At 65.6% G+C, this 22529-nt stretch carries 16 protein-coding genes and 4 tRNA genes; 2 read left to right on the top strand and 18 right to left on the bottom strand.

Translation table 11 applies throughout. The annotated features are described in order from the left end of the window. Positions 1 to 26: 26 nt before the first annotated feature. The 18 genes from fusA to BOX17_RS08955 all read right to left on the bottom strand — a co-directional run bounded on the left by fusA (position 27) and on the right by BOX17_RS08955 (position 19261). On the bottom strand, positions 27 to 2147 hold the full coding sequence (gene fusA / locus BOX17_RS09040; RefSeq protein ID WP_071943786.1) for an elongation factor G: 2121 nt from the start codon (positions 2145 to 2147) through the stop codon (positions 27 to 29). 44 nt (positions 2148 to 2191) lie between these two features. Beyond that, positions 2192 to 2662: a 30S ribosomal protein S7 gene (rpsG, locus tag BOX17_RS09035; protein WP_040183143.1), complete on the bottom strand. Its 471-nt coding sequence runs from the start codon at positions 2660 to 2662 to the stop codon at positions 2192 to 2194. 118 nt (positions 2663 to 2780) lie between these two features. Continuing rightward, the gene (rpsL, locus tag BOX17_RS09030; protein ID WP_071943783.1) at positions 2781 to 3155 is read right to left on the bottom strand and encodes a 30S ribosomal protein S12; all 375 of its coding nucleotides are present in this window, start codon (positions 3153 to 3155) and stop codon (positions 2781 to 2783) included. A 151-nt stretch (positions 3156 to 3306) separates the two neighbouring features. After that, complete coding sequence (rpoC, locus tag BOX17_RS09025) at positions 3307 to 7524, bottom strand: DNA-directed RNA polymerase subunit beta' (RefSeq protein WP_071943780.1); 4218 nt, start codon at positions 7522 to 7524, stop codon at positions 3307 to 3309. 87 nt (positions 7525 to 7611) lie between these two features. After that, positions 7612 to 11691, bottom strand: a complete 4080-nt coding sequence (gene rpoB / locus BOX17_RS09020; protein WP_071943777.1) for a DNA-directed RNA polymerase subunit beta — start codon at positions 11689 to 11691, stop codon at positions 7612 to 7614. A 231-nt stretch (positions 11692 to 11922) separates the two neighbouring features. Continuing rightward, positions 11923 to 12294: a 50S ribosomal protein L7/L12 gene (gene rplL, locus BOX17_RS09015; RefSeq protein ID WP_071943773.1), complete on the bottom strand. Its 372-nt coding sequence runs from the start codon at positions 12292 to 12294 to the stop codon at positions 11923 to 11925. A 90-nt stretch (positions 12295 to 12384) separates the two neighbouring features. Then, on the bottom strand, positions 12385 to 12888 hold the full coding sequence (gene rplJ / locus BOX17_RS09010) for a 50S ribosomal protein L10 (protein ID WP_071943769.1): 504 nt from the start codon (positions 12886 to 12888) through the stop codon (positions 12385 to 12387). A gap of 260 nt (positions 12889 to 13148) precedes the next feature. After that, entirely contained in the window at positions 13149 to 13841 is a 693-nt protein-coding gene (gene rplA, locus BOX17_RS09005; RefSeq protein WP_071943765.1) for a 50S ribosomal protein L1, read from the bottom strand. 2 nt (positions 13842 to 13843) lie between these two features. Next, entirely contained in the window at positions 13844 to 14275 is a 432-nt protein-coding gene (gene rplK, locus BOX17_RS09000) for a 50S ribosomal protein L11 (RefSeq protein ID WP_071943762.1), read from the bottom strand. A gap of 92 nt (positions 14276 to 14367) precedes the next feature. Then, the gene (gene nusG, locus BOX17_RS08995) at positions 14368 to 14901 is read right to left on the bottom strand and encodes a transcription termination/antitermination protein NusG (RefSeq protein ID WP_071943758.1); all 534 of its coding nucleotides are present in this window, start codon (positions 14899 to 14901) and stop codon (positions 14368 to 14370) included. Positions 14902 to 14909: 8 nt separating this feature from the next. Continuing rightward, on the bottom strand, positions 14910 to 15278 hold the full coding sequence (gene secE / locus BOX17_RS08990) for a preprotein translocase subunit SecE (protein WP_071943755.1): 369 nt from the start codon (positions 15276 to 15278) through the stop codon (positions 14910 to 14912). A gap of 72 nt (positions 15279 to 15350) precedes the next feature. After that, positions 15351 to 15426, bottom strand: a tRNA-Trp gene (locus BOX17_RS08985). Between the two features lie 151 nt (positions 15427 to 15577). After that, positions 15578 to 15652: transfer RNA gene (locus tag BOX17_RS08980), tRNA-Thr, on the bottom strand. Positions 15653 to 15680: 28 nt separating this feature from the next. Then, a tRNA-Gly gene (locus tag BOX17_RS08975) sits at positions 15681 to 15754 on the bottom strand. A 48-nt stretch (positions 15755 to 15802) separates the two neighbouring features. Next, positions 15803 to 15886: transfer RNA gene (locus tag BOX17_RS08970), tRNA-Tyr, on the bottom strand. A gap of 115 nt (positions 15887 to 16001) precedes the next feature. Further along, positions 16002 to 16841: a type III pantothenate kinase gene (locus tag BOX17_RS08965; protein ID WP_071943752.1), complete on the bottom strand. Its 840-nt coding sequence runs from the start codon at positions 16839 to 16841 to the stop codon at positions 16002 to 16004. Further along, complete coding sequence (locus BOX17_RS08960) at positions 16838 to 17821, bottom strand: biotin--[acetyl-CoA-carboxylase] ligase (protein WP_071943750.1); 984 nt, start codon at positions 17819 to 17821, stop codon at positions 16838 to 16840. The genes BOX17_RS08965 and BOX17_RS08960 overlap by 4 nt, the downstream gene beginning before the upstream one ends. Positions 17822 to 17935: 114 nt before the next feature. Further along, positions 17936 to 19261: a glycoside hydrolase family 30 protein gene (locus tag BOX17_RS08955; RefSeq protein ID WP_071943747.1), complete on the bottom strand. Its 1326-nt coding sequence runs from the start codon at positions 19259 to 19261 to the stop codon at positions 17936 to 17938. Positions 19262 to 19431: 170 nt separating this feature from the next. On the opposite strand from BOX17_RS08955, the gene BOX17_RS08950 reads away from it, so the two are divergent. Beyond that, the gene (locus BOX17_RS08950) at positions 19432 to 20781 is read left to right on the top strand and encodes a GH1 family beta-glucosidase (RefSeq protein WP_071943744.1); all 1350 of its coding nucleotides are present in this window, start codon (positions 19432 to 19434) and stop codon (positions 20779 to 20781) included. 66 nt (positions 20782 to 20847) lie between these two features. Then, complete coding sequence (locus tag BOX17_RS08945) at positions 20848 to 22482, top strand: ABC transporter substrate-binding protein (protein ID WP_071943741.1); 1635 nt, start codon at positions 20848 to 20850, stop codon at positions 22480 to 22482. Positions 22483 to 22529: the final 47 nt, after the last annotated feature.

Below are 22529 nucleotides of genomic sequence, written 5' to 3'. Positions count from 1 at the left end.
TATAACCTCTTTACGTTAGCTAACGGTTAACCGTTCTGGTTGATGACGGCTTCAACGACGCTGGACGGCGCCTCTTCGTAGTTCGCAAACTCCATGACGTAGCTTGCGCGGCCCTGGGTCTGAGAGCGCAGGTCGGTCGCATAACCGAACATCTCAGCCAGAGGTACCGTGGCGCGGATGACCTTGCCCATGGAGGAGTCATCCATGCCCTGGACGAGGCCACGACGGCGGTTCAGGTCACCCATGACATCACCCATGAACTCCTCGGGGGTCACGACCTCGACCTTCATCACCGGCTCGAGGAGCACGGCCTTCGCCTTCTTGGCACCTTCCTTCACTGCCATGGAAGAGGCAACCTTGAACGCGGTCTCGTTCGAGTCCACGTCATGGTAGGAACCGTCGAACAGCGTGACCTTGACGTCAATCATCGGGTAGCCCGCGATGACACCGTTCTGCAGCTGCTCGTAGGCCCCTTTCTCGACGGCCGGCACGTATTCCTTGGGAACCACGCCGCCAACGATTTCCGAGGCGAACTTGAAGTGCATGTCCTCGTCTTCGCCCTTGTCCTCGGCGGTCAGCGGCTCGATGCGCAGATGCACATGACCGTACTGGCCGCGACCACCGGACTGGCGGACGAACTTGCCTTCCTGCTCGACCTTGTGACGGATGGTCTCGCGATAGGCCACCTGCGGCTTGCCGATGTTGGCATCGACCTTGAACTCGCGACGCATGCGGTCGACGAGGATGTCGAGGTGCAGCTCGCCCATGCCGGAGATGATGGTCTGGCCGGTCTCCTCGTCGGAGCGGACCTGGAAGGAGGGATCCTCCTGGGCCAGCTTGCCGAGGGCCACGCCCATCTTCTCCTGGTCAGCCTTGGACTTCGGCTCGACGGCCACGGAGATGACCGGATCCGGAAATTCCATGCGCTCCAGCACGATCTTGTCGTTCAGGTCGCACAGGGTGTCACCGGTGGTGACGTCCTTCAGGCCGATGCAGGCGGCGATGTCGCCGGCCAGCACTTCCTTGATCTCCTCGCGGGAGTTGGCGTGCATCTGGACGATACGGCCGACGCGCTCCTTCTTCTCCTTGACGGAGTTGTAGACGCTGTCGCCCGACTTCAGCACGCCCGAGTAGACGCGGATGAAGGTCAGGGTGCCCACGAAGGGGTCGGTGGCGATCTTGAACGCCAGGGCGGCGAAGGGCGCGCTGTCGTCCGCCTCGCGGGTGGCGATGGTGCCATCCTTGTCGTCCAGCTCACCCTCGATGGCCTTGACCTCGGTGGGTGACGGCATGTACTCGATGACGCCATCCAGCACGGCCTGCACGCCCTTGTTCTTGAACGCGGAGCCGCAGGTGACCAGGACGATCTCGTTGTCGAGGGTACGACGACGCAGGCCGGCCTTGATCTCCTCGATGGAGAGCTCGCCCTCCTCGAGGTACTTGTCCATCAGCTCTTCGGAGGCTTCGGCGGCGGCCTCGACCATCTCCTCGCGGTACTTCTCGGCGGTCTCCTGGAGCTCGGCCGGAATGTCCACCAGGTCGTAGTTCATCCCGAAGTTGGCCTCGTCCCAGAGGATGGCCTTCATCTGGATGAGGTCGATGACGCCCTTGAACTCGTCCTCGGTGCCCCAGTTGATCTGGATCGGCACGGCGTTGGCACCCAGCTTCTGCTTGAGCTGGTCGACCACCATGAAGAAGTCGGCGCCGGTGCGGTCCATCTTGTTGACGAACACCATGCGCGGAACTTCGTACTTGTTGGCCTGGCGCCAGACGGTCTCGGTCTGCGGCTGGACACCGGACGAGCCACACAGGACGACGACGGCACCGTCGAGCACGCGCAGGGAGCGCTCCACCTCGATGGTGAAGTCGACGTGCCCGGGCGTGTCGATGATGTTGATGCGGTGCTCATCGAACTGCTTGTTCATGCCCTGCCAGAAGCAGGTGGTCGCCGCGGAGGTGATGGTGATGCCACGCTCCTGCTCCTGCTCCATCCAGTCCATGGTGGCGGCGCCCTCATGGACCTCGCCGACCTTGTGGGACAGGCCGGTGTAGAACAGGACGCGTTCGGTGGTGGTGGTCTTGCCGGCGTCGACGTGTGCAACGATACCGATGTTGCGGTAGCGCTTTAGCGGAGTCTTGCGAGCCACGTTGGAACTCCCCGTTGGTTGGCGATGCGCTGGAAACGGCGCACTTAGAAGCGGTAGTGAGAGAAGGCCTTGTTGGCTTCTGCCATACGATGCACGTCTTCACGCTTCTTGACGGCCGAGCCCTTGCCTTCGGCGGCATCGAGCATCTCGCCGGCGAGGCGCAGTACCATGGTCTTCTCGCCACGGCGACGGGCCGCATCGACCAGCCAGCGCATGGCCAGCGCATGACGGCGCGAGGGGCGAACTTCCACGGGCACCTGATAGGTCGCGCCGCCGACGCGGCGGGACTTGACCTCGACCATGGGCTGGATGGCTTCCAGCGCCTTGTCGAAGATCTCCAGCGGCTCTTCCTTGCTGCGCTCGGCAACCCTGTCCAGCGCACCGTAGACGATGCGCTCAGCTACGGACTTCTTGCCGCCGATCATCAGGTGGTTCATGAACTTCGCCAGGCGCTCACTTCCGAACTTGGGATCCGGCAGGATCTCGCGCTTGGCCGCAACTCTTCTTCTAGGCATGATAAGCCCTCATCAAAGGATCCTTCAGGTAAACCCGAGACTCCTGCCGACGGCAGCGCTCGACCTTACTCTTATCAGACCGTGGTCAAAATGGGGTGACTGCTGCGTACGAGGCCGGTCAGACCTTCGGACGCTTGGTGCCGTACTTGGAACGGCCCTGCTTGCGGTTCTGCACGCCGGAGGTGTCCAGGGCGCCGCGCACGGTGTGATAACGCACACCGGGAAGGTCCTTCACACGACCGCCACGGATCAGGACCACGGAGTGCTCCTGGAGGTTGTGGCCTTCACCGCCGATGTACGAGGAGACCTCGTAGCCGTTGGTCAGGCGAACACGGCACACCTTACGCAGTGCGGAGTTCGGCTTCTTCGGGGTGGTGGTGTAGACGCGGGTGCAGACGCCGCGCTTCTGCGGGCAGGCCTGCAGCGCAGGCACGTCGCTCTTGGCGGCCTGGCGCTTGCGCGGCTTGCGCACGAGCTGATTGATCGTTGCCATGGTGTGTAGCTGACTCCAATGGGTTGCCTTGCCTTTTCCAGCAGGTGCGGGCGCACCCGCCCCACTGTTAAAGGCTGCGCATTCTAATGGCTGACGGGGCGCGTCGTCAAGCCCGCGCCTTCCGGGGAAGGCGCGGGCAGGGACGCGGGCGTCAGATCTCGTCGTCGTCCGAGTCCAGCGCGGTGAGCTGGGCGCCCAGCTCCTGCTCGACGTCGTAGGCCGACGGGTGGAGCATCCGCTCGGCGTCTTCACGCTTGCGGCGACGCTCCGCGTGGTGGGTGAGGCCGGTACCGGCCGGGATCAGGCGCCCCACCACCACGTTCTCCTTGAGGCCACGCAGGTAGTCACGCTTGCCGGTCACCGCCGCCTCGGTCAGCACCCGCGTGGTCTCCTGGAAGGAGGCCGCGGAGATGAACGACTCGGTGGCGAGGCTCGCCTTGGTGATACCCAGCAGCAGCCGCTGGTACTTGGCCGGGAACTTCTCTTCCTGCTCCAGCCGGGCGTTCTGCTCGAGCACGCGGACCAGCTCGGCCTGGTCGCCCGGGATGAAGTCGCTGTCGCCGGCATCGGTGATCTCCACCTTGCGCAGCATCTGACGCACGATCACCTCGATGTGCTTGTCGTTGATGCCCACGCCCTGCAGGCGGTAGACGTCCTGCACCTCGGCGGTGATGTACTTGGCCAGCTCGGCGATGCCCAGCAGGCGCAGGATGTCGTGCGGGTTGCTCGGGCCGTCCGAGATCACCTCGCCCTTCTCGACCGACTCGCCCTCGAACACCGCGATCTGGCGCCACTTCGGGATCAGCATCTCGAAGGGATCGCCGTCTTCCGGGGTGATCGTCAGACGACGCTTGCCCTTGGTCTCCTTGCCGAAGCTGATCACGCCGCTGATCTCGGCGAGGATGGCCGGCTCCTTCGGCTTGCGCGCCTCGAACAGGTCGGCGACACGCGGCAGACCGCCGGTGATGTCCTTGTTGCCGGTGGCCTCGACCGGGATGCGGGCGACGACCTCGCCGATGCCGATGTGCGCGCCGTTGTCGACGGTGATGATGGCCTTGCCGGGCAGCGGGTACTGCACCGGGGTGTCGGAACCGGTGACGGTGACCGACTTGCCGGCCGCGTCGGTCAGCATGATCAGCGGACGCTTATCACGGCCCGCCATGGGACGTGCCGCCGACTCGATCACCTCGATGGAGGAGAGACCGGTCATCTCGTCCACGCTGCGGTGCATGGTGACGCCCTCGTCGAGGTCGGCGTACTGCACCTGGCCCTCGGCCTCGGCAATGATCGGGTGGGTGTGCGGATCCCACTTGGCCACGGACTGGCCGGCCTCGACGCTGTCGCCATCGCGGACGTCCAGCTCGGCCCCGTAGGGGAGCTTGTAGTACTCGCGCTCGCGGCCGTGGTCGTCGGCGACGGCCAGGGCGCTGGAGCGGGAGACCACCACCAGCTTGCCGTCGCTGCGCTCGACGTGCTTGATGTTGTGCAGGCGCACCTTGCCGCCGTGCTTGACCTGGACGCTGTCCACCGCGGAGGCACGAGAGGCCGCCCCGCCGATGTGGAAAGTCCGCATGGTCAGCTGGGTGCCCGGCTCGCCGATGGACTGGGCGGCGATGACGCCCACGGACTCGCCGATGTTCACCTGGTGACCGCGCGCCAGGTCACGGCCGTAGCAGGCCGAGCAGACGCCGTGGGCGGTCTGGCAGGTGATGGTCGAGCGCACCACGATCTCGTCGACGCCCATGGTGTCGAGTTCGGCACACCAGGCCTCGTCGAGCAGGGTGCCGCGCGGGATCAGCACGTCCTCGCTGGCCGGGTCCACCACGTCCTGGGCGACCACACGGCCGAGCACGCGCTGGGCCAGGGAGACGATGATGTCGCCGCCCTCGATCACCGGGTGCAGGGTCAGGCCCTTCTCGGTGCCGCAGTCCGGCTCGGTGATGACCATGTCCTGGGCCACGTCGACCAGGCGACGGGTCAGGTAACCGGAGTTGGCGGTCTTGAGTGCCGTGTCCGCCAGGCCCTTCCGCGCGCCGTGGGTCGAGATGAAGTACTGCAGGACGTTCAGGCCCTCGCGGAAGTTCGCGACGATCGGCGTCTCGATGATCGAGCCGTCCGGCTTGGCCATCAGGCCGCGCATGCCCGCCAGCTGGCGGATCTGGGCGGCACTACCCCGGGCGCCGGAGTCGGCCATGATGAAGACGCTATTGAAGGAGTCCTGCTCGACCTCCTTGCCCTCGCGGTCCACCACGGTCTCCTTGGAGATCCCGGTCATCATCGCCTTGGCCACCTGGTCGTTGGCCCGGGCCCAGATATCGATGACCTTGTTGTACTTCTCGCCAGCGGTGACGAGACCGGAGGAGAACTGGTCCTCGATCTCCTTCACCTCGTCCTCGGCCGCCTCGACGATCTCGGCTTTCTCGTCCGGGATGACGAAGTCGTTGACGCCGATGGAGGCGCCGGACCAGGTGGCCAGGCGGAAACCGGTGTACATCAGCTGGTCGGCGAAGATCACCGTCGGCTTGAGGCCGGCGCGGCGATAGACCTCGTTGATCAGCCTGGAGATGGCCTTCTTCTTCATCGGCTGGTCGACCAGCTCGAAGGGCACGCCGTCGGGGAGGATGCGGAACAGCAGCGCACGGCCGACGGTGGTGTCGTAGATGCGACGCTGATGGCGCTCCTCGCCGGTCTCCTCGTCGAACTCGACCTCGTCCAGGCGCACCTTGACGCGGGCGTGCATCGACACGCTCTGGGTGCCGAAGGCGCGCTCCACCTCGTCGAGGCCGGAGAACACCATACCCTCGCCCTTGGCGTTGATGCGCTCGCGAGTCATGTAGTACAGCCCCAGCACCACGTCCTGGGACGGCACGATGATCGGCTCGCCGTTGGCCGGTGACAGCACGTTGTTGGTGGCCATCATCAGCGCGCGGGCCTCGAGCTGGGCTTCCAGGGTCAGCGGCACGTGGACCGCCATCTGGTCACCGTCGAAGTCGGCGTTGTAGGCGGCACACACCAGCGGGTGCAGCTGGATCGCCTTGCCCTCGATCAGCAGCGGCTCGAAGGCCTGGATGCCGAGGCGGTGCAGGGTCGGAGCGCGGTTGAGCAGCACGGGGTGCTCGCGGATGACGTCGGCGAGGATGTCCCACACCTCCGGCAGCTCGCGCTCGACCATCTTCTTGGCGGCCTTGATGGTGGAGGCATAGCCCAGGGACTGCAGCTTGGAGTAGATGAACGGCTTGAATAGCTCCAGCGCCATCTTCTTCGGCAGGCCGCACTGGTGCAGGCGCAGGGTCGGGCCGACGGTGATGACCGAGCGGCCGGAGTAGTCCACGCGCTTGCCCAGCAGGTTCTGGCGGAAACGCCCCTGCTTGCCCTTGATCATGTCGGCGAGCGACTTCAGCGGGCGCTTGTTGGAACCGGTGATGGCCCGGCCGCGACGACCGTTGTCGAGCAGCGCGTCCACCGACTCCTGCAGCATGCGCTTCTCGTTGCGCACGATGATGTCAGGCGCATTGAGGTCGAGCAGCCGCTTGAGGCGGTTGTTGCGGTTGATCACGCGACGATAGAGGTCGTTGAGATCGGAGGTCGCGAAGCGGCCGCCGTCCAGCGGGACGAGCGGGCGCAGGTCCGGCGGCAGCACCGGCAGCACCTCCATGACCATCCACGCCGGATCGTTGCCCGAGCCCTGGAAGGCCTCGAGCAGCTTGAGCCGCTTGGAGAGCTTCTTGATCTTGGTCTCGGAGTTGGTCTGCGGGATCTCCTCGCGCAGGCGACCGATCTCCTCCTCGAGATCGATGTCCTTGAGCAGCGCCTGGACCGCCTCGGCGCCCATGCGGGCGTCGAAGTCGTCACCGAACTCCTCGAGGGCCTCGAAGTACTGCTCGTCGTTGAGCAGCTGGCCGCGCTCGAGGGTGGTCATGCCCGGATCGATGACCATGAAGCTCTCGAAGTAGAGCACCCGCTCGATGTCACGCAGGGTCATGTCCAGGAACATGCCGATGCGGGACGGCAGCGACTTGAGGAACCAGATGTGGGCGACCGGGCTCGCCAGCTCGATGTGGCCCATCCGCTCGCGGCGCACCGCGGCCTTGGTGACCTCGACGCCGCACTTCTCGCAGATGATGCCGCGGTGCTTCATGCGCTTGTACTTGCCGCACAGGCACTCGTAGTCCTTCACCGGACCGAAGATCTTGGCGCAGAACAGGCCGTCCCGCTCCGGCTTGAAGGTGCGGTAGTTGATGGTCTCCGGCTTCTTGACCTCGCCGTAGGACCAGGAGCGAATCATGTCCGGCGACGCCAGCGTGATCTTGATCGCGTCGAACTCTTCGGACTGAGACTGCGATTTGAGGACTTTCACCAAATCTTTCATGGGGTCGGCTCCGTTGCGGAGTTGTCATGGGCGGGGGCGTTGCCGCCCCCGCGGACCGTCATTCTGTGAAGCGCAGGCGGTGCAGCCTCAGCTCTCCAGCTCGATATCGATGCCCAGCGAGCGGATTTCCTTCACCAGCACGTTGAAGGATTCCGGCATGCCCGCCTGCATGGTGTGGTCGCCGTCCACGATGCTCTTGTACATCTTGGTGCGACCCTCCACGTCGTCGGACTTGACGGTGAGCATCTCCTGGAGCGTGTAGGCCGCGCCGTAGGCCTCCAGGGCCCAGACCTCCATCTCCCCGAAACGCTGGCCCCCGAACTGCGCCTTGCCGCCCAGCGGCTGCTGGGTGACCAGCGAGTAGGAGCCGGTGGAACGCGCGTGCATCTTGTCATCCACCAGGTGGTTCAGCTTGAGCATGTACATGTAGCCCACCGTCACCGGACGGTCGAAGGCATCGCCGGTACGCCCGTCGTAGAGCGTCATCTGGCCGGAATCCGGCAGGTCGGCGAGGCGCAGCAGGTGCTTGATCTCGCCCTCCTGGGCACCGTCGAACACCGGCGTGGCCATCGGTACGCCGCCCTTGAGGTTCTTCGCCAGGGCGATCACCTCGTCGTCGGAGAGCGAGTCGATGTCCTCGACGCGGGTTCCCTCGCTGGCGTTGTAGACCTGACCCAGGAACTCGCGGATCTGGCCGACCTGCTGCTCCCGGGCGTCGCGCAGCATGTGCTCGATCTTGACCCCGAGGCCGCGCGCGGCCATGCCCAGGTGGGTCTCGAGGATCTGACCGACGTTCATCCGCGACGGCACGCCCAGCGGGTTGAGCACCACGTCGATGGGCTCGCCGTTGTCGTCGAAGGGCATGTCCTCGATCGGCATGATCGCGGAGATGACGCCCTTGTTGCCGTGACGGCCGGCCATCTTGTCGCCCGGCTGCAGGCGGCGCTTGATCGCCAGGTAGACCTTGACGATCTTCAGCACGCCCGGCGCCAGGTCGTCGCCCTGGGTCAGCTTGCGCTTCTTGTCCTCGAACCGCTCGTCCATCTCCTTGCGACGATTCTCGAGCTGTTCGTCGGCCTGGGCCAGCAGCTCGTTGAAGGTCTCGTCCTGCATGCGCAGCTTGAACCACTGCTGACGCGGCAGCTCCTCGAGGTAGCTGTCGGAGAGCACGTCGCCCTTCTTCAGCTTCGGACCGCCATTGACGACCTGGCCGGAGAGGGTGCGCTTCAGACGCTCGAAGGTGGCGTCCTCGGCGATGCGGTAGGTCTCCTGCAGGTCCTTGCGGACCTCGTCGAGCTGCATCTGCTCGATGGACAGCGCCCGCGAGTCCTTCTCCACGCCGTCACGGGTGAAGACCTGAACGTCGATGACGGTGCCCTTCATGCCGGTGGGGGCACGCAGGGAGGTGTCCTTCACGTCGGAGGCCTTCTCGCCGAAGATCGCGCGCAGCAGCTTCTCTTCCGGCGTCAGCTGGGTCTCGCCCTTGGGCGTGACCTTGCCGACCAGGATGTCGCCGGCGCCGACCTCGGCCCCGATGTAGACCACCCCGGCCTCGTCCAGCTTGCCGAGCGCCGACTCGCCGACATTGGGGATGTCGGAGGTGATCTCCTCCGGCCCCAGCTTGGTGTCGCGGGAGACGCAGGTCAGCTCCTGGATGTGGATGGTGGTGAAGCGATCTTCCTGGACCGCCCGCTCGGAGAGCAGGATGGAGTCCTCGAAGTTGTAGCCGTTCCAGGGCATGAAGGCGATGCGCATGTTCTGGCCCAGGGCCAGGTCGCCCATGTCCACGGAGGGACCGTCCGCCAGGATGTCGCCGCGGCTCACCCGGTCACCCGGGCGCACGATCGGGCGCTGGTTCTGGCAGGTGTTCTGGTTCGAGCGCAGGTACTTGGTCAGGTTGTAGATGTCGACGCCGGCCTCGCCGCCGATGATCTCGTCCTCGCTGACCCGCACCACGATGCGCTTGGCGTCGACCGAGTCGATCACCCCGCCACGACGGGCCACCTCGCAGACACCGGAGTCGCGGGCGACGAAGCGCTCCATGCCGGTGCCCACCAGGGGCTTGTCGGCACGCAGGGTCGGCACCGCCTGGCGCTGCATGTTTGCCCCCATCAGGGCGCGGTTGGCGTCATCGTGCTCGAGGAACGGGATCAGGGCCGCGGCCACGGAGACCACCTGGCGCGGCGACACGTCCATCAGGGTCACCTGCTCGGGACGCATGAAGGTGGTCTCGCCGCGATGGCGGACCTGCACCAGGTCGTCGACCAGCTTGCCGGACTCGTCCACGGTCGCGGAGGCCTGGGCGATGACGAAGTCGCCCTCTTCGATGGCCGAGAGGTGCACCACGTCGTCGGTCACCTGGCTGTCCACGACCTTGCGGTACGGCGTCTCGAGGAAGCCGTAGCTGTTGGTGTGGCTGTAGGTGGCCAGCGAGTTGATCAGCCCGATGTTCGGGCCTTCCGGCGTCTCGATCGGGCAGAGGCGGCCGTAGTGGGTGGCGTGAACGTCACGCACCTCGAAGCCGGCCCGCTCTCGGGTCAGGCCGCCCGGGCCGAGCGCGGAGACGCGGCGCTTGTGGGTGACCTCGGAGAGCGGGTTGTTCTGGTCCATGAACTGCGAAAGCTGGCTGGACCCGAAGAACTCCTTGACCGCCGCCGCGACGGGCTTGGCGTTGATCAGGTCCTGGGGCATCAGGCCCTCGCTCTCCGCCATGGAGAGGCGCTCCTTGACGGCGCGCTCGACGCGCACCAGGCCCACGCGGAACTGGTTCTCGGCCATCTCGCCGACGCAGCGGATGCGCCGGTTGCCCAGGTGGTCGATGTCGTCGACGTCGCCGAAGCCGTTACGGATGGCGATCATCTCGCGCAGCACGTCGAGGATGTCGCCCTGGTCGAGGACGCCGGAACCGGTGTCGCTGTCGCGACGCAGGCGACGGTTGAACTTCATGCGACCCACGCCCGACAGGTCGTAGCGGTCCTCGCTGAAGAACAGGTTGTTGAACAGCGTCTCGGCGGCCTCCTTGGTGGGCGGCTCGCCGGGGCGCATCATGCGGTAGATCTCGACCAGCGCCTCGAGGCGGGACCCGGTGGTGTCCAGCTTGAGGGTGTCGGAGATGAAGGGACCACAGTCGAGATCGTTGGTGTAGAGGGTCTCGAGGGTGGTGATGCCGGCCTGGCCGAGCTTCTCCAGCAGCTCCGGGGTGATCTCGGCGTTGCAGGGGCAGATCAGCTCGCCGGTGTTCGGGTCGACCTGATCCTTGGCCAGGGTCTTGCCGAAGAGGTAGTCCATCGGCACGTCGAGGCGCTCGAGGCCGGCCTTGTCCAGCTGGCGGATGTGCTTCTGGGTGACCCGGCGGCCCTCCTCGACGATCACGTTGCCCTCGCCATCCTTGATGTCGAAGGTGGCGGTCTCGCCGCGCAGGCGCGACGGCACCAGCTCCACGGAGAAGCCGGACTTCTCGATGTGGAAGGTGCTGAACTCGAAGAACTCGGCGAGGATCTCCTCGGCGCTCATGCCCAGGGCGCGCAGCAGCACCGTGGCCGGCAGCTTGCGGCGACGGTCGATGCGCACGAAGACGCTGTCCTTGGGGTCGAACTCGAAGTCGAGCCAGGAGCCGCGGTAGGGAATCACGCGGGCGGAATAGAGCAGCTTGCCGGAGGAGTGGCTCTTGCCCTTGTCATGGTCGAAGAACACGCCCGGGGAGCGGTGCAGCTGGGAGACGATGACCCGCTCGGTACCGTTGATGACGAAGGTACCGTTCTCGGTCATCAGGGGGATCTCCCCCATGTAGACTTCCTGCTCCTTGATGTCCTTGATCGCCTTGTTCGACGAATCCTTGTCGTAGATGATCAGGCGGACCTTGACGCGCAGGGGGGCCGAATAGGTGACGCCACGCAGCTGGCACTCCTTGACGTCGAAGGCCGGAGTGCCGAAACGGTAGCTGACATACTCCAGGGCAGCATTGCCGGAGAAGCTCGCGATCGGGAAGACCGACTTGAAGGCGGCGTGCAGGCCGATCTCCATGCGTTCTTCGGGTGAGCGATCCTGCTGGAGAAACTCGTAGTAGGAATCAAGCTGGATGGCCAGCAGGTAAGGCACATCCATCACTTGGGGCAGTTTGCCGAAATCCTTGCGGATGCGTTTTTTCTCAGTGTATGAGTAAGCCATCTGTATTCCCCAGCTTGTTCACCATGGGTGACCGATGCGTGTCGGCGTCACCCGACGGGTACGGCTCCGTCAGGCGCTGACGGCAAGCCTCCACCAGGAGGCTCGCCGTCGGAATTCGGCTAGCGGTGGCCCGAGGGCAACCGTCTAGTGACAACAGAAAAAGGCCGGCAGCGGGTGTCCCGCCACCAGCCGTGGAAGCTTACGCAGCGCGTGAAGCCATGGGCACAAGGGTTACTTGAGCTCCACGCTCGCGCCGGCTTCTTCCAGCTTCTTCTTCGCTGCTTCGGCGTCGTCCTTGGACATGGCTTCCTTGATGGTCGCCGGTGCGCCGTCGACGGCACCCTTGGCTTCCTTCAGGCCCAGGCCGGTGATCTCGCGGACGGCCTTGATCACGTTGACCTTCTTGTCGCCAGCGCCGGTCAGCACCAGGTCGAATTCGGTCTGCTCTTCCTCGACGGCGGCTTCGCCGCCACCCGGGCCGGCCACGACGGCAGCGGCGGCAGAGACACCGAACTTCTCTTCCATGGCCTCGATCAGCTCGGCCACTTCCATCACGGACATGTCGGCGACGGCGTTGATGATGTCTTCTTTGGTCAGTGCCATTGTCTAGATTCCTAACTTTGCGGGAGCCTCGGCATCGCGATGGCTCGGGGATTCAATGTTCGATTCAGGCTGAGCGCAAGAGTTTGCCGTTCAGGCGGCCTCTTCCTGCTTCTGGTCGCGCAGCGCCGCAAGGGTACGGACCAGCTTGCCGGCAGAAGCTTCCTTCATGACGGACATCAGCTTGGCGATCGCCTCATCGTAGGTCGGCAGGGTTGCCAGACGGTCGATGTCGCTTGCCGGGATCAGCTCGCCTTCGTAGGCCAGCGCCTTGACCTCGAACTCCTTCTGACCCTTGGCGAACTCCTTGAACAGGCGGGCGGCAGCGCCCGGATGCTCGTAGGAGAAAGCCAGCATGGTCGGACCGGAGAAGGTCTCGTCCAGAATCTCCCAGGGAGTTCCAGACAGGGCGCGGCGTGCCAGGGTGTTGCGGACAACACGGATCTGCACGCCATTCTCGCGGGCCTGCTTGCGCAGGTCGGTCATCGCGCTGACCGCGACGCCGCGAGAATCGGCAACTACGACGGAGAGTGCATCCTTGGCCGCTTCACTGACCTCGGCAACGATTGCCTTCTTGCCTTCGAGTGCTAGTGGCACAGTGATCACTCCTTCGTGCCGGAACCTCGCGAGAGGATTCCGGTGGTTACCATCTCTCCCGACCGGAGGTCGGGAGTCCTGGGTGATGGTGCTCACCAGAGATCTGGCGGCCACACCATCTGCGCAGGCCTTCCCGGGGGAAGATTAAGCCGCTCTTCCGGGGAGGAGCGGCGCCTGCGGTCTTTGACGGTGCCCCGCCGGCGAGGATAGCCCGGCACGGGGACCGCAAAGTTCCTGCAATCGTCTCGATCGCCGCCCGGTCAGACCAGGGCGGAATGATCGATGGTCAGACCCGGGCCCATGGTGGTGGACAGGGTGACCTTCTTCAGATAGATACCCTTGGACGTGCTCGGCTTGAGCTTCTTCAGGTCGGCGACCAGCGCCTCCAGGTTGCCCTGGATGGCGGCAGCGTCGAAGTCGACCTTGCCCAGAGTGGTATGGATGATGCCGTTCTTGTCGGTACGGAAGCGCACCTGACCGGCCTTGGCGTTCTTGACCGCGGTGGCCACGTCCGGAGTCACGGTGCCGACCTTGGGGTTCGGCATCAGGCCGCGCGGACCGAGGATCTGGCCCAGCTGGCCGACGACGCGCATGGCGTCCGGCGAGGCAATGACCACGTCGAAGTCCAGCTGGCCCTTCTTGACCTGCTCGGCCAGGTCGTCCATGCCGACGATGTCGGCACCGGCTTCCTTGGCGGCATCGGCGTTGGCACCCTGGGTAAAGACGGCGACACGCACGTCCTTGCCGGTACCGTTGGGCATGACGGTGGCGCCACGCACGACCTGGTCGGATTTCCGCGGGTCGACGCCCAGGTTGATGGCGACGTCCAGGGACTCCTTGAACTTGACGGTGGACAGCTCGGAGAGCAGGGCCACGGCCTCGTCGAGGGAGTAGGCCTTGTTGGCGTCAACCTTCTCGCGAATCTGCTGTGCGCGCTTGGTAAGCTTGGCCATGATCAGAGACCCTCCACGTTCAGGCCCATGCTGCGGGCGCTACCGGCAATGGTACGCACCGCGGCGTCGAGGTCGGCAGCCGTCAGATCGGGCTCCTTGGTCTTGGCGATCTCCTCGAGCTGCTCGCGGGTCACGGTACCGACCTTCTTCTTGTTCGGCTCGCCGGAGCCAGACTTGATGCCAGCCGCCTTCTTCAGCAGGACCGCCGCGGGCGGGGTCTTGGTGATGAAGGTGAAGCTGCGGTCGGAATAGACGGTGATGACCACGGGCGTCGGCAGACCCGGCTCGATGTCCTGGGTCGCGGCGTTGAAGGCCTTGCAGAACTCCATGATGTTGACACCGTGCTGACCCAGCGCGGGACCCACGGGGGGACTCGGGTTGGCCTTGCCAGCTGCGACCTGCAGCTTGATGTAAGCCTGTACTTTCTTGGCCATGATGGACTCCAGTTGGGTAGTAGCGCCTTTCGGCTCCCCGGGTTACACGGCCACCCGCGGGTGGCCGCCACGAAAACAGTGCGGCCGGAAGGTTACTCCTTCTCGACCTGGGCAAACTCCAGCTCGACGGGCGTGGAACGACCGAAGATGAGCACGCTGACCTGGACGCGGCTCTTGTCGTAATTGACCTCCTCGACGACCCCGTTGAAGTCGGCGAAGGGCCCGTCGATGACGCGGACCGACTGCCCCGGCTCGAACACCGTCTTGGGCCGCGGCTTGTCGGTACCGTCCTTCACCCGGCTGAGGATCGCGTCCGCCTCGCGCTGAGTGATGGGGGCCGGCTTCTCCTTGGTGCCGCCGATGAACCCCATGACACGCGGGGTCTCGTTGACCAGGTGCCAGGTCTCGTCATCCATCTCCATCTCGACCAGCACGTAGCCGGGATAGAACTTGCGCTCGCTCTTGCGGCGCTTGCCGTCACGCACCTCGACGACTTCTTCGGTCGGCACCAGGATCTCGCCGAAGCGGTCCTCCATGCCATACATCTTCACGCGCTCGATGAGCGAGCGCATGACATGCTTCTCGAAGCCGGAGTAGGCGTGGACGACATACCAACGCTTGGACATGAAAACTCCTAACCGATGACGCCGGACATCGCCCAGCCAAGAAGGGTGTCGATGAGCCAGAGCATCAGCCCGACCACGAGCACGGCCACCAGCACGATGGCGGTGGTCTGAATGGTCTCGGGCCGTGTCGGCCAGACGACGCGCTGAATTTCCTTCTTCGCACTCCTGGCGAGCTCGAGCAGATCACGACCCTTGGCCGTGGTCAGCGCCACCAGTGCCGCCGCCACGCTGAGCGCGACGACACCGAGCACACGATAGAGAAGTGCCTGATCGGCAAAATAGGTATTGCCGACCACGGCAAGGACCAGCAAAGTGACGATAACCGCCCACTTGAGTCCGTCGTGGCGCGACTCCTGCACCTCGGCGTTATGCTTCATGAAAACGAGACTCCTCAGGGTGCGGCAATCGAAACATGAAAGTATATGAGATCTCGCCAGCCTGGGGAAGACTGGCAGGCCAGGAGGGAATCGAACCCCCAACCTGCGGTTTTGGAGACCGCTGCTCTGCCAATTGAGCTACTGGCCTGTATCTGCTTCCGCGACCACCCTTTGCAGGCGGCCTGCACGACAGCGGGCGCCATGATAGCGAAAGCCCTGTCGCCTGGCAACCCCTTCCCGGCACGACATGGCCCCGGAGAAGAAAAAGAGAAGGCGAGCCGCGGCTCGCCTTCTCGATATGGAGCTCATGGACGGATTTGAACCGTCGACCTCACCCTTACCAAGGGTGTGCTCTACCCCTGAGCTACATGAGCACAACTGATGGTATCAGCGCGTGATACCTGGAGCGGGCAGCGGGGATCGAACCCGCATCATCAGCTTGGAAGGCTGAGGTTCTACCATTGAACTATGCCCGCCGACCCACTCTTGCTGCCGGCAACCGACGCATCGGGAGCGGCTGAAACTGGTGGAGGGGGAAGGATTCGAACCTTCGAAGCTTTCGCGGCAGATTTACAGTCTGCTCCCTTTGGCCACTCGGGAACCCCTCCAACTGGCGGTGCATTCTACCGCCTCTGCTTCCGGTGTCAAGTCTCTGTTTTAACAGGATCTTGATCGGGCGTGACACGCGTGCCGACCCGCCTTCCCGGAACGCGGCGCATTTTGTCAAAGCAGCATCGAGAATGCAAGGGCGGCACGTATCTTTTCCATCGCGACGGGCGAGGGGACCCGTGGCGCCCCTGACAGGCGCCCCGCCCGCTCGGCCGCCGTCAGCGGGAAGCAGGCCTCGAGCCCACCGTAGACCATGTCCGGCCAGACCGCATGGGGCACCTGGATCCCCCGCGACACCACCCGGGCATCGCCGCCGGTCAGCAGCATCGGCAGCGCGACGTCCTGCTGGTCGCACACCTCGCTGTAGATGCGATTGACCGCACTGACCGCCGCCATGTAGATGCCGTGGTTGACCGCCTCCACGGTGCGCCGGCCCGGCTCGAGCAGCTCCTCCGCCTCGCTGTCCGGGTCGATGGCCACGTTGCGGGTGCCGAGCTTGAGGCTCTCCTTCATCAGGCGCAGCCCCGGGATGATGTAGCCCCCGAGATGCCGGCCGCCGGGCAGCACGAAGTCCACCGTGATGGCGCTGCCGCAATCAACCGCGCAGCAACCCCCCGCCAGCTGGTAGCCCGCCAGGGCCCCCATCCAGCGATCCACCCCGAGCTTGCCCGGCTCCTCGTAGCCGTTGGAGACGCCCAGCGCCTCGTGGGTGGAGCGGGCCACGTGGACGGTGCCGACCCGGCGGCGCAGCAGGCCCACGGTCTCCTGCAGGACGGCCTTGCGCGCCACGCTGGAGATGCGCACCGCCTCGACCACGTCGAGGTCGGGGATATCGGCGCCCGGTCGCCACTCTTCGCGGGTCCAGACCGCCCCGCGTGAACGGATCTCGCTGCTGTCGGCATCCTTGAGTCGCCACTTCGACAGGGTGTTGCCGATATCCAGGTCGAGGATCATGCCCGTCTCCGCACGCTGATTTCACCACCGGCCAGCCGCCGCTCCCGCTCGCCCTGGCGTACCCAGAGGTTGCCGGCGGCATCCACGTCGCCGGCGACGGCCGGCTCGCGCTCGCCCCCCTGCAGGATGTCCACCTCGCAGCCGGCGAAGGCGTGTCGTGCGTTCCAGGCCTCCTGCCAGGCCGCGAACCCCTGCTGCTCGAAGCTCACCAGCAGCGGCAGCAGCTCGTCCAGCAGCTCCACGGCCAGGGCATTGCGCGAGAGGCCCGGCACCTTGTCGTGGACCGCGGCGACGGCCTGGCCGATGCCCTCGCGAAAGGTCGGGGGCAGCTCGACGTTGATGCCCATGCCGACCACGACCTCGCAGGGGCCGGAGGCGTCGCCGCTGATCTCGACCAGGATGCCCGCCAGCTTGCCCAGCTCCCCGCCGGGGCCCTCCAGCAGCACGTCGTTGGGCCACTTGAGCCGTGGCCTGGCGCCGTGGCGCTCGAGCACCCTGGCGAGCACCACGCCGAGCGCCAGGCTCAGCCCCTCCAGGGCGGCCACGCCCGACTCGACCCGCCAGCCGATCGACAGCATCAGGGTGCGGCCCCAGGGCGTGACCCAGGTGCGCCCCCGGCGGCCCCGCCCGTCGCTCTGCTGCTCCACCAGGCAGACTTCGCCATGCCCGGCTCCCTGGGCGAAGCGCTCGCGCAGGTAGGCGTTGCTGGAGGGCAGGGTCTCCTCGACGAACAGCCGCGCGAGGTGGGGGCGGGACGCGGGCGAGAGGCCCGCCACGATGGCGCGGCCGTCGAGCAGCTCCAGGCGCTCGGCCAGGCGGTATCCCTGGCCCTTCACCGCCTCCAGGGGGATGCCCAGGGATTCCAGTTTCTGTAACTGCTTCCACACGGCCGCCCGCGAGACGCCCAGCTGCTCGCCCAGCCGCTCGCCGGAGTGGAACTCGCCATCGCTCAACAGGCGGATCAGGTCCCCGATGGTCATGCACACCTTCCCGCCGCAAAAGGGCCATTCTAGCGGATGGCGCCGCGCCCCGGAAATCGCCTCGACCAATTCGCTAGGCGGGCGGCGGCTTGGGTGACCGTCCATCGGGTCGGCTCATCTGCCGGACAACACCCAGGTCTGCAGCGCATGGGGCGGGGTCGTCACGGCATGGGCGGCCTCGCCGAGGCGCAGCGACCAGTCGACCGCCGCCTCGCTGGCATTCAGCACCACCAGCACGCAGGTGCCGTCCTCCCGCGCGAAGGCCACGTGGTCGAGACGATCCGTCGCGGCGGCCGAGAGGATCCTCACGCTGCCGGGCGGCACGAAGCGCGCGACGTGGCCCAGGGCGTGGAAGGACGGCTGCCACTCGAACCGCCCCTGCCGGGGATCCACCAGCGCGGGGGCCGAACAGAGGTTGTCGACGTGATTGGGTCCGCCCGAGGTGTCCAGCGCCAGGTTCCAGTCGATCCAGCCCTGACACCAGCGGCGCAGGTCATGGATCATCGACCGGGCATAGCGCTCGGCCACAGCCCACTCGCCGGAATGCGGCCCGCCCTCCTGGCACCCCTCGGTGAACAGCAGCCCCTTGTCGGGGAAGGCGTCATGCACGGCCTGGACGTTGTCGAAGCACTCCTCCATGTACCAGTGGTAGCCAGCCCCCCAGACGAAGCGGGCGGACTCGGGGTCGCCGAGGATCGTCTGCGCCCGCTCATACAGATTGTCGCGATTGTGATCCCAGCAGACGATGCGCACCTCGCCGAGCCCGGCCTCGGCGAGCGCCGGCCCCAGGTGCTGGCGGATGAAGTCTCGCTCTTCCGTGGCCGAGTACAGGCAGGAGTCCCAGGCCTGGGCCGCCTCGGGTTCGTTCTGCACGGTCACGCCCCACACCGAGAACCCCTCCTCGCGCAGCGCCTGAACGAACTGCACGAAGGACTGCGCCCACTGAGCCCGGCACTCCTGCCGCAGCCGGCCCCCGTGGTTCATCTCGCCGCTGGTCTTCATCCAGGCGGGCGGACTCCAGGGCGACACCAGCAGGTCGATGGGGCGCCCCAGGGTCGCCTCGGCCTCGCGGAGCATCGGGAAGAGGTGCTCCCGATAGCGCGCCAGGGAGAACGGCGCGTCCGGCGAGGGCTGGCAGGCCCAGTTGCCCAGGCTGAAGTCGCAGCTGTTCATGGGGAGCCGGCACAGGGAGTAGCCGTGGCCGTCATCCGGCGAGAAGTAGCCCTCGAGGAATCGGGCCTTCTCGGCCTCATCGAGCCGCGAATAGTTGATCGCCGCCGCCTCGGTAAAGGCCCCGCCCGTGCCGAGGTAGCGCTGATAGCGCACCGCCGGGTTCAGGCGAATGCCGGGGTGCTCCTCGTGCCCGTCCGGCGCCTCGCCGGGCTCGCAGCGGTGCATCAGCGGATCATCCGCGGTGGTCTGGAATCCTGTAAGCGACATGGCATCGGCTCCTGGGGCAATGGTTGAGAGATCGGGCCTGAAACGATTGAAATGAAACCGGTTTCACGCGTGCTCGGCAACCCCGCGACCAAAGTCGTATATTTTTATGAAATCGGTTTCATGACCATGGCACCCAACGCTCACGGCCCCACCAAGGAAGATGCCTCTCCATGCAACGAATCGAACTGCCGAACTCGTCACGACTGCTTACCCCGGACTTCACCTTCGGCGTCGCGACGGCGGCCTTCCAGGTCGAGGGGGCCACGGAGGCCGATGGCCGCCTGCCGTCGATCTGGGACCACTTCTGCGCCCTCGAGGGTCGCGTCAAGAACGGTGACAGCGGCATGCCCGCCTGCGACCATTACCATCGCTGGCAGGAGGACCTGGAGCTGATCCAGGGCCTGGGCGTGGACGCCTACCGCCTGTCGATCGCCTGGCCGCGCGTGATGACCGAGGACGGCCGGGCGAATGTCCGAGGGCTGGATTTCTACAAGCGCCTCCTGGACAGCCTGCGGGAGCGGGACATCACGCCCTTCGTGACGCTCTACCACTGGGACCTTCCCCAGCACCTGCAGGAGCGCGGCGGCTGGGTGAACCGGGACACGGCCTATCGCTTCCAGGAATACGCCGACCTCGTCTCCCGCGAGCTCGGTGACCGGGTCCACTCCTATGCCACCCTCAACGAGCCCTGGGTCAGCGCGATCCTGGGCCACGAGGTCGGCATCCACGCGCCGGGGCTGGAGGACGCCCGCCTCGCCCGCCAGGCCGGGCACCACCTCCTGCTGGCCCATGGCCTGGGCATGCAGACCCTGCGGGCCAACGCCCCCGACGCCCAGGCCGGCCTGGTGCTCAACATGGGCCCGAACACGCCCCACAGCCGTCGCTACGACGACCGCGTGGCCGCCCTGGTGGGCGAGGCGAGCATGAACCACTGGTTCCTGGAGCCGGTGCTCGAGGGCCGCTACCCGGCGCTCTACACCCGTCTCTATCCGGAGCAGGCGCCCCAGGTGCTGCCGGGTGACATGGCGCTGATCTCCCAGCCGGTGGACTTCGTCGGCATCAATTACTACACGCGCGGCGTCGTCTCCTACGACGAGGAGAGCCTGGTCAGGAACCACCCGCCCGGGGACGTGGAGGTCACGGACTTCGGCTGGGAGGTCTATCCGCAAGGCCTGACCGACCTGCTGGTCGACCTGAACGCCCAGTACCGGCTGCCGCCCCTAATGGTGACCGAGAACGGCATGGCCGGTGACGACCACCTGGTTGAGGGAGAGGTCCATGACGAGCAGCGCTGCCGCTACCTCAACAGCCACCTCAATGCCGTCCACGATGCCATCGAGGAGGGCGTCGATGTCCGGGGCTACTTCGCCTGGAGCCTGATGGACAACTTCGAGTGGGCGGAAGGTTACAGCAAGCGCTTCGGCATGGTGTACATCGACTACGAGACCCAGCAGCGCACGCTCAAGGACAGTGCCAGGGCGTTTGCCGACTTCCTCTGGACACGAAAGGCCGGGCGCTGAGCCCGCTACCCACGCTCACGACGACAGCATCACCACCACAACAATAGACAAGTAAAGGTAACGCCAATGAAAACGCTCTCCATGATGGCACTGGCCGCCGCCGTGGCCGCCGCCTCCTCCCCCGCGATGGCCGCCCCCAGCAAGGGCGGCACCCTGACCGTGCCCGTCATCGCCACGGCCTTTACCAAGAGCTTCAATCCCTACATCGACAACCTCAACGTCGTCGGCGGGATGATCTTCGAGACCCTGGCCTTCACCAACGTCATGCAGGGGGAAACCAGCCTGCGGCTGGCCGAAGGCTACGAGTACGCGGAGGACTACCGCAGCATCACCTATACGCTTCGCGAGGACCTCACGTGGTCCGACGGAAAGCCGCTGACCGCCGACGACGTCGTCTACACCTTCGAGCTGGCCCGCGAGGTGCCCGTCTACGACCTCGCCGGCGTCCTGGCCAGCGGGCTGGTCACCGAGGTCACCCGGGTGTCCGACCGCGAGATCCGCTTCGACCTGGCGAAGCCCGACAGCACAGTGCACTGGGACCTGAACCGCTACATGCCCCTTCCACGGCATGTCTGGGAGCAGGCAAGCGACCCCGCCACCTTCACCAACCCCGAGGCGATCGGCTCGGGTCCGGTGACGGAAATCGAGTACGTGCGGCCCCAGCAGATGGAGATCTGCCGCAACCCGCACTACTACCAGGAAGACCGGCCCTACCTGAACTGCGTCCGCTATCGCGCCTTCAATGACAACTCCCAGATCCAACCGGCCCTGATGAATGGCGAGATCGACTGGGGGTCCAACTTCATCGCCGACGTAGAGAAGACCTATGTCGCCGCCGATCCCGAGAATCACCACTACTGGTACCCGGCCAACGACGCCATCCATCTCTACCTGAACACCAGGCAGGCGCCCTTCGACGACCTGGCGTTCCGCCAGGCGGTGTCCGTGGCACTGGACCGTGAGGCGATCGTCGACCTGGCCGCCTACGGATACCCTACGGCGAACTTCTTCCCCGGGGGCATTGGCGACTACTACGCCGACTACATGGATGAGTCGCTCATGGAGGAGTACGGCTGGCTGACCCAGTACGATCCGGACAGGGCCCGCCAGCTGCTGGACGAGGCCGGTTACCAGGATGTCGACGGTGACGGCCAGCGTGAGCTTCCCGACGGCTCTGAGCTATCGTTCGACATTCAGGTCGTGAACGGCTGGACCGACTGGGTACAGACCGTGCTGATGATCACCGAGTACCTCCAGGACGTGGGCATCGAGGCCAACGTCAATGCCGTCGAGTGGGGGGTCTACGACCAGTCACTCAAGGAGGGCGACTACCAGGCCGCCATCAACTGGTCGCTGCTCTCGACGCACCCCATCCAGACCTTCAAGGAGTACTACCACACCAGCCGCGTCGGCCAGACCTGGCACGCCGGGCACGGCGTGCACTCGGAGCGCGTCGACGAACTGATCGAGGACTTCGGCTCCCTGACCGACGCCGACGCCAAGCAGGACACCCTCGACCAGCTGCAGCGCTTCACCGCCGAGAAGCTGCCGTTCGTCCCGCTGTTCTCCAACGCCACCTGGTTCCAGTACAACACCAGCGAGTTCGTGGGCTGGCCAAACGCGGAGGACCCCTACGTGCACCCGGTGTTCTACTCCACGGGTAACAACACCCTGATCTTCAACCACCTCCACAAGAAGTAACCGACCCGAAGCGTGAGGGGAGCCGGACCCGCTCCGGCTCCTCGTCG

This window comes from Halomonas aestuarii (assembly GCF_001886615.1).
In the GTDB taxonomy this organism is placed as follows: Bacteria; Pseudomonadota; Gammaproteobacteria; order Pseudomonadales; family Halomonadaceae; genus Halomonas; species Halomonas aestuarii.
This window is presented reverse-complemented; position numbering and strand designations above follow the sequence as displayed.

Excerpts from the sequence above, each read along its gene's own strand:
- BOX17_RS08950 (WP_071943744.1), top strand. The coding sequence starts at position 19,432 with ATGCAACGAATCGAACTGCCGAACTCGTCACGACTGCTTACCCCGGAC.
- rpoC (WP_071943780.1), bottom strand. The coding sequence starts at position 7,524 with ATGAAAGATTTGGTGAAAGTCCTCAAATCGCAGTCTCAGTCCGAAGAG.
- rpsL (WP_071943783.1), bottom strand. The coding sequence starts at position 3,155 with ATGGCAACGATCAATCAGCTCGTGCGCAAGCCGCGCAAGCGCCAGGCC.
- BOX17_RS08960 (WP_071943750.1), bottom strand. The coding sequence starts at position 17,821 with ATGACCATCGGGGACCTGATCCGCCTGTTGAGCGATGGCGAGTTCCAC.
- BOX17_RS08965 (WP_071943752.1), bottom strand. The coding sequence starts at position 16,841 with ATGATCCTCGACCTGGATATCGGCAACACCCTGTCGAAGTGGCGACTC.
- BOX17_RS08955 (WP_071943747.1), bottom strand. The coding sequence starts at position 19,261 with ATGTCGCTTACAGGATTCCAGACCACCGCGGATGATCCGCTGATGCAC.
- rplA (WP_071943765.1), bottom strand. The coding sequence starts at position 13,841 with ATGGCCAAGCTTACCAAGCGCGCACAGCAGATTCGCGAGAAGGTTGAC.
- nusG (WP_071943758.1), bottom strand. The coding sequence starts at position 14,901 with ATGTCCAAGCGTTGGTATGTCGTCCACGCCTACTCCGGCTTCGAGAAG.
- secE (WP_071943755.1), bottom strand. The coding sequence starts at position 15,278 with ATGAAGCATAACGCCGAGGTGCAGGAGTCGCGCCACGACGGACTCAAG.
- rpsG (WP_040183143.1), bottom strand. The coding sequence starts at position 2,662 with ATGCCTAGAAGAAGAGTTGCGGCCAAGCGCGAGATCCTGCCGGATCCC.
- rplL (WP_071943773.1), bottom strand. The coding sequence starts at position 12,294 with ATGGCACTGACCAAAGAAGACATCATCAACGCCGTCGCCGACATGTCC.
- rpoB (WP_071943777.1), bottom strand. The coding sequence starts at position 11,691 with ATGGCTTACTCATACACTGAGAAAAAACGCATCCGCAAGGATTTCGGC.
- BOX17_RS08945 (WP_071943741.1), top strand. The coding sequence starts at position 20,848 with ATGAAAACGCTCTCCATGATGGCACTGGCCGCCGCCGTGGCCGCCGCC.
- rplK (WP_071943762.1), bottom strand. The coding sequence starts at position 14,275 with ATGGCCAAGAAAGTACAGGCTTACATCAAGCTGCAGGTCGCAGCTGGC.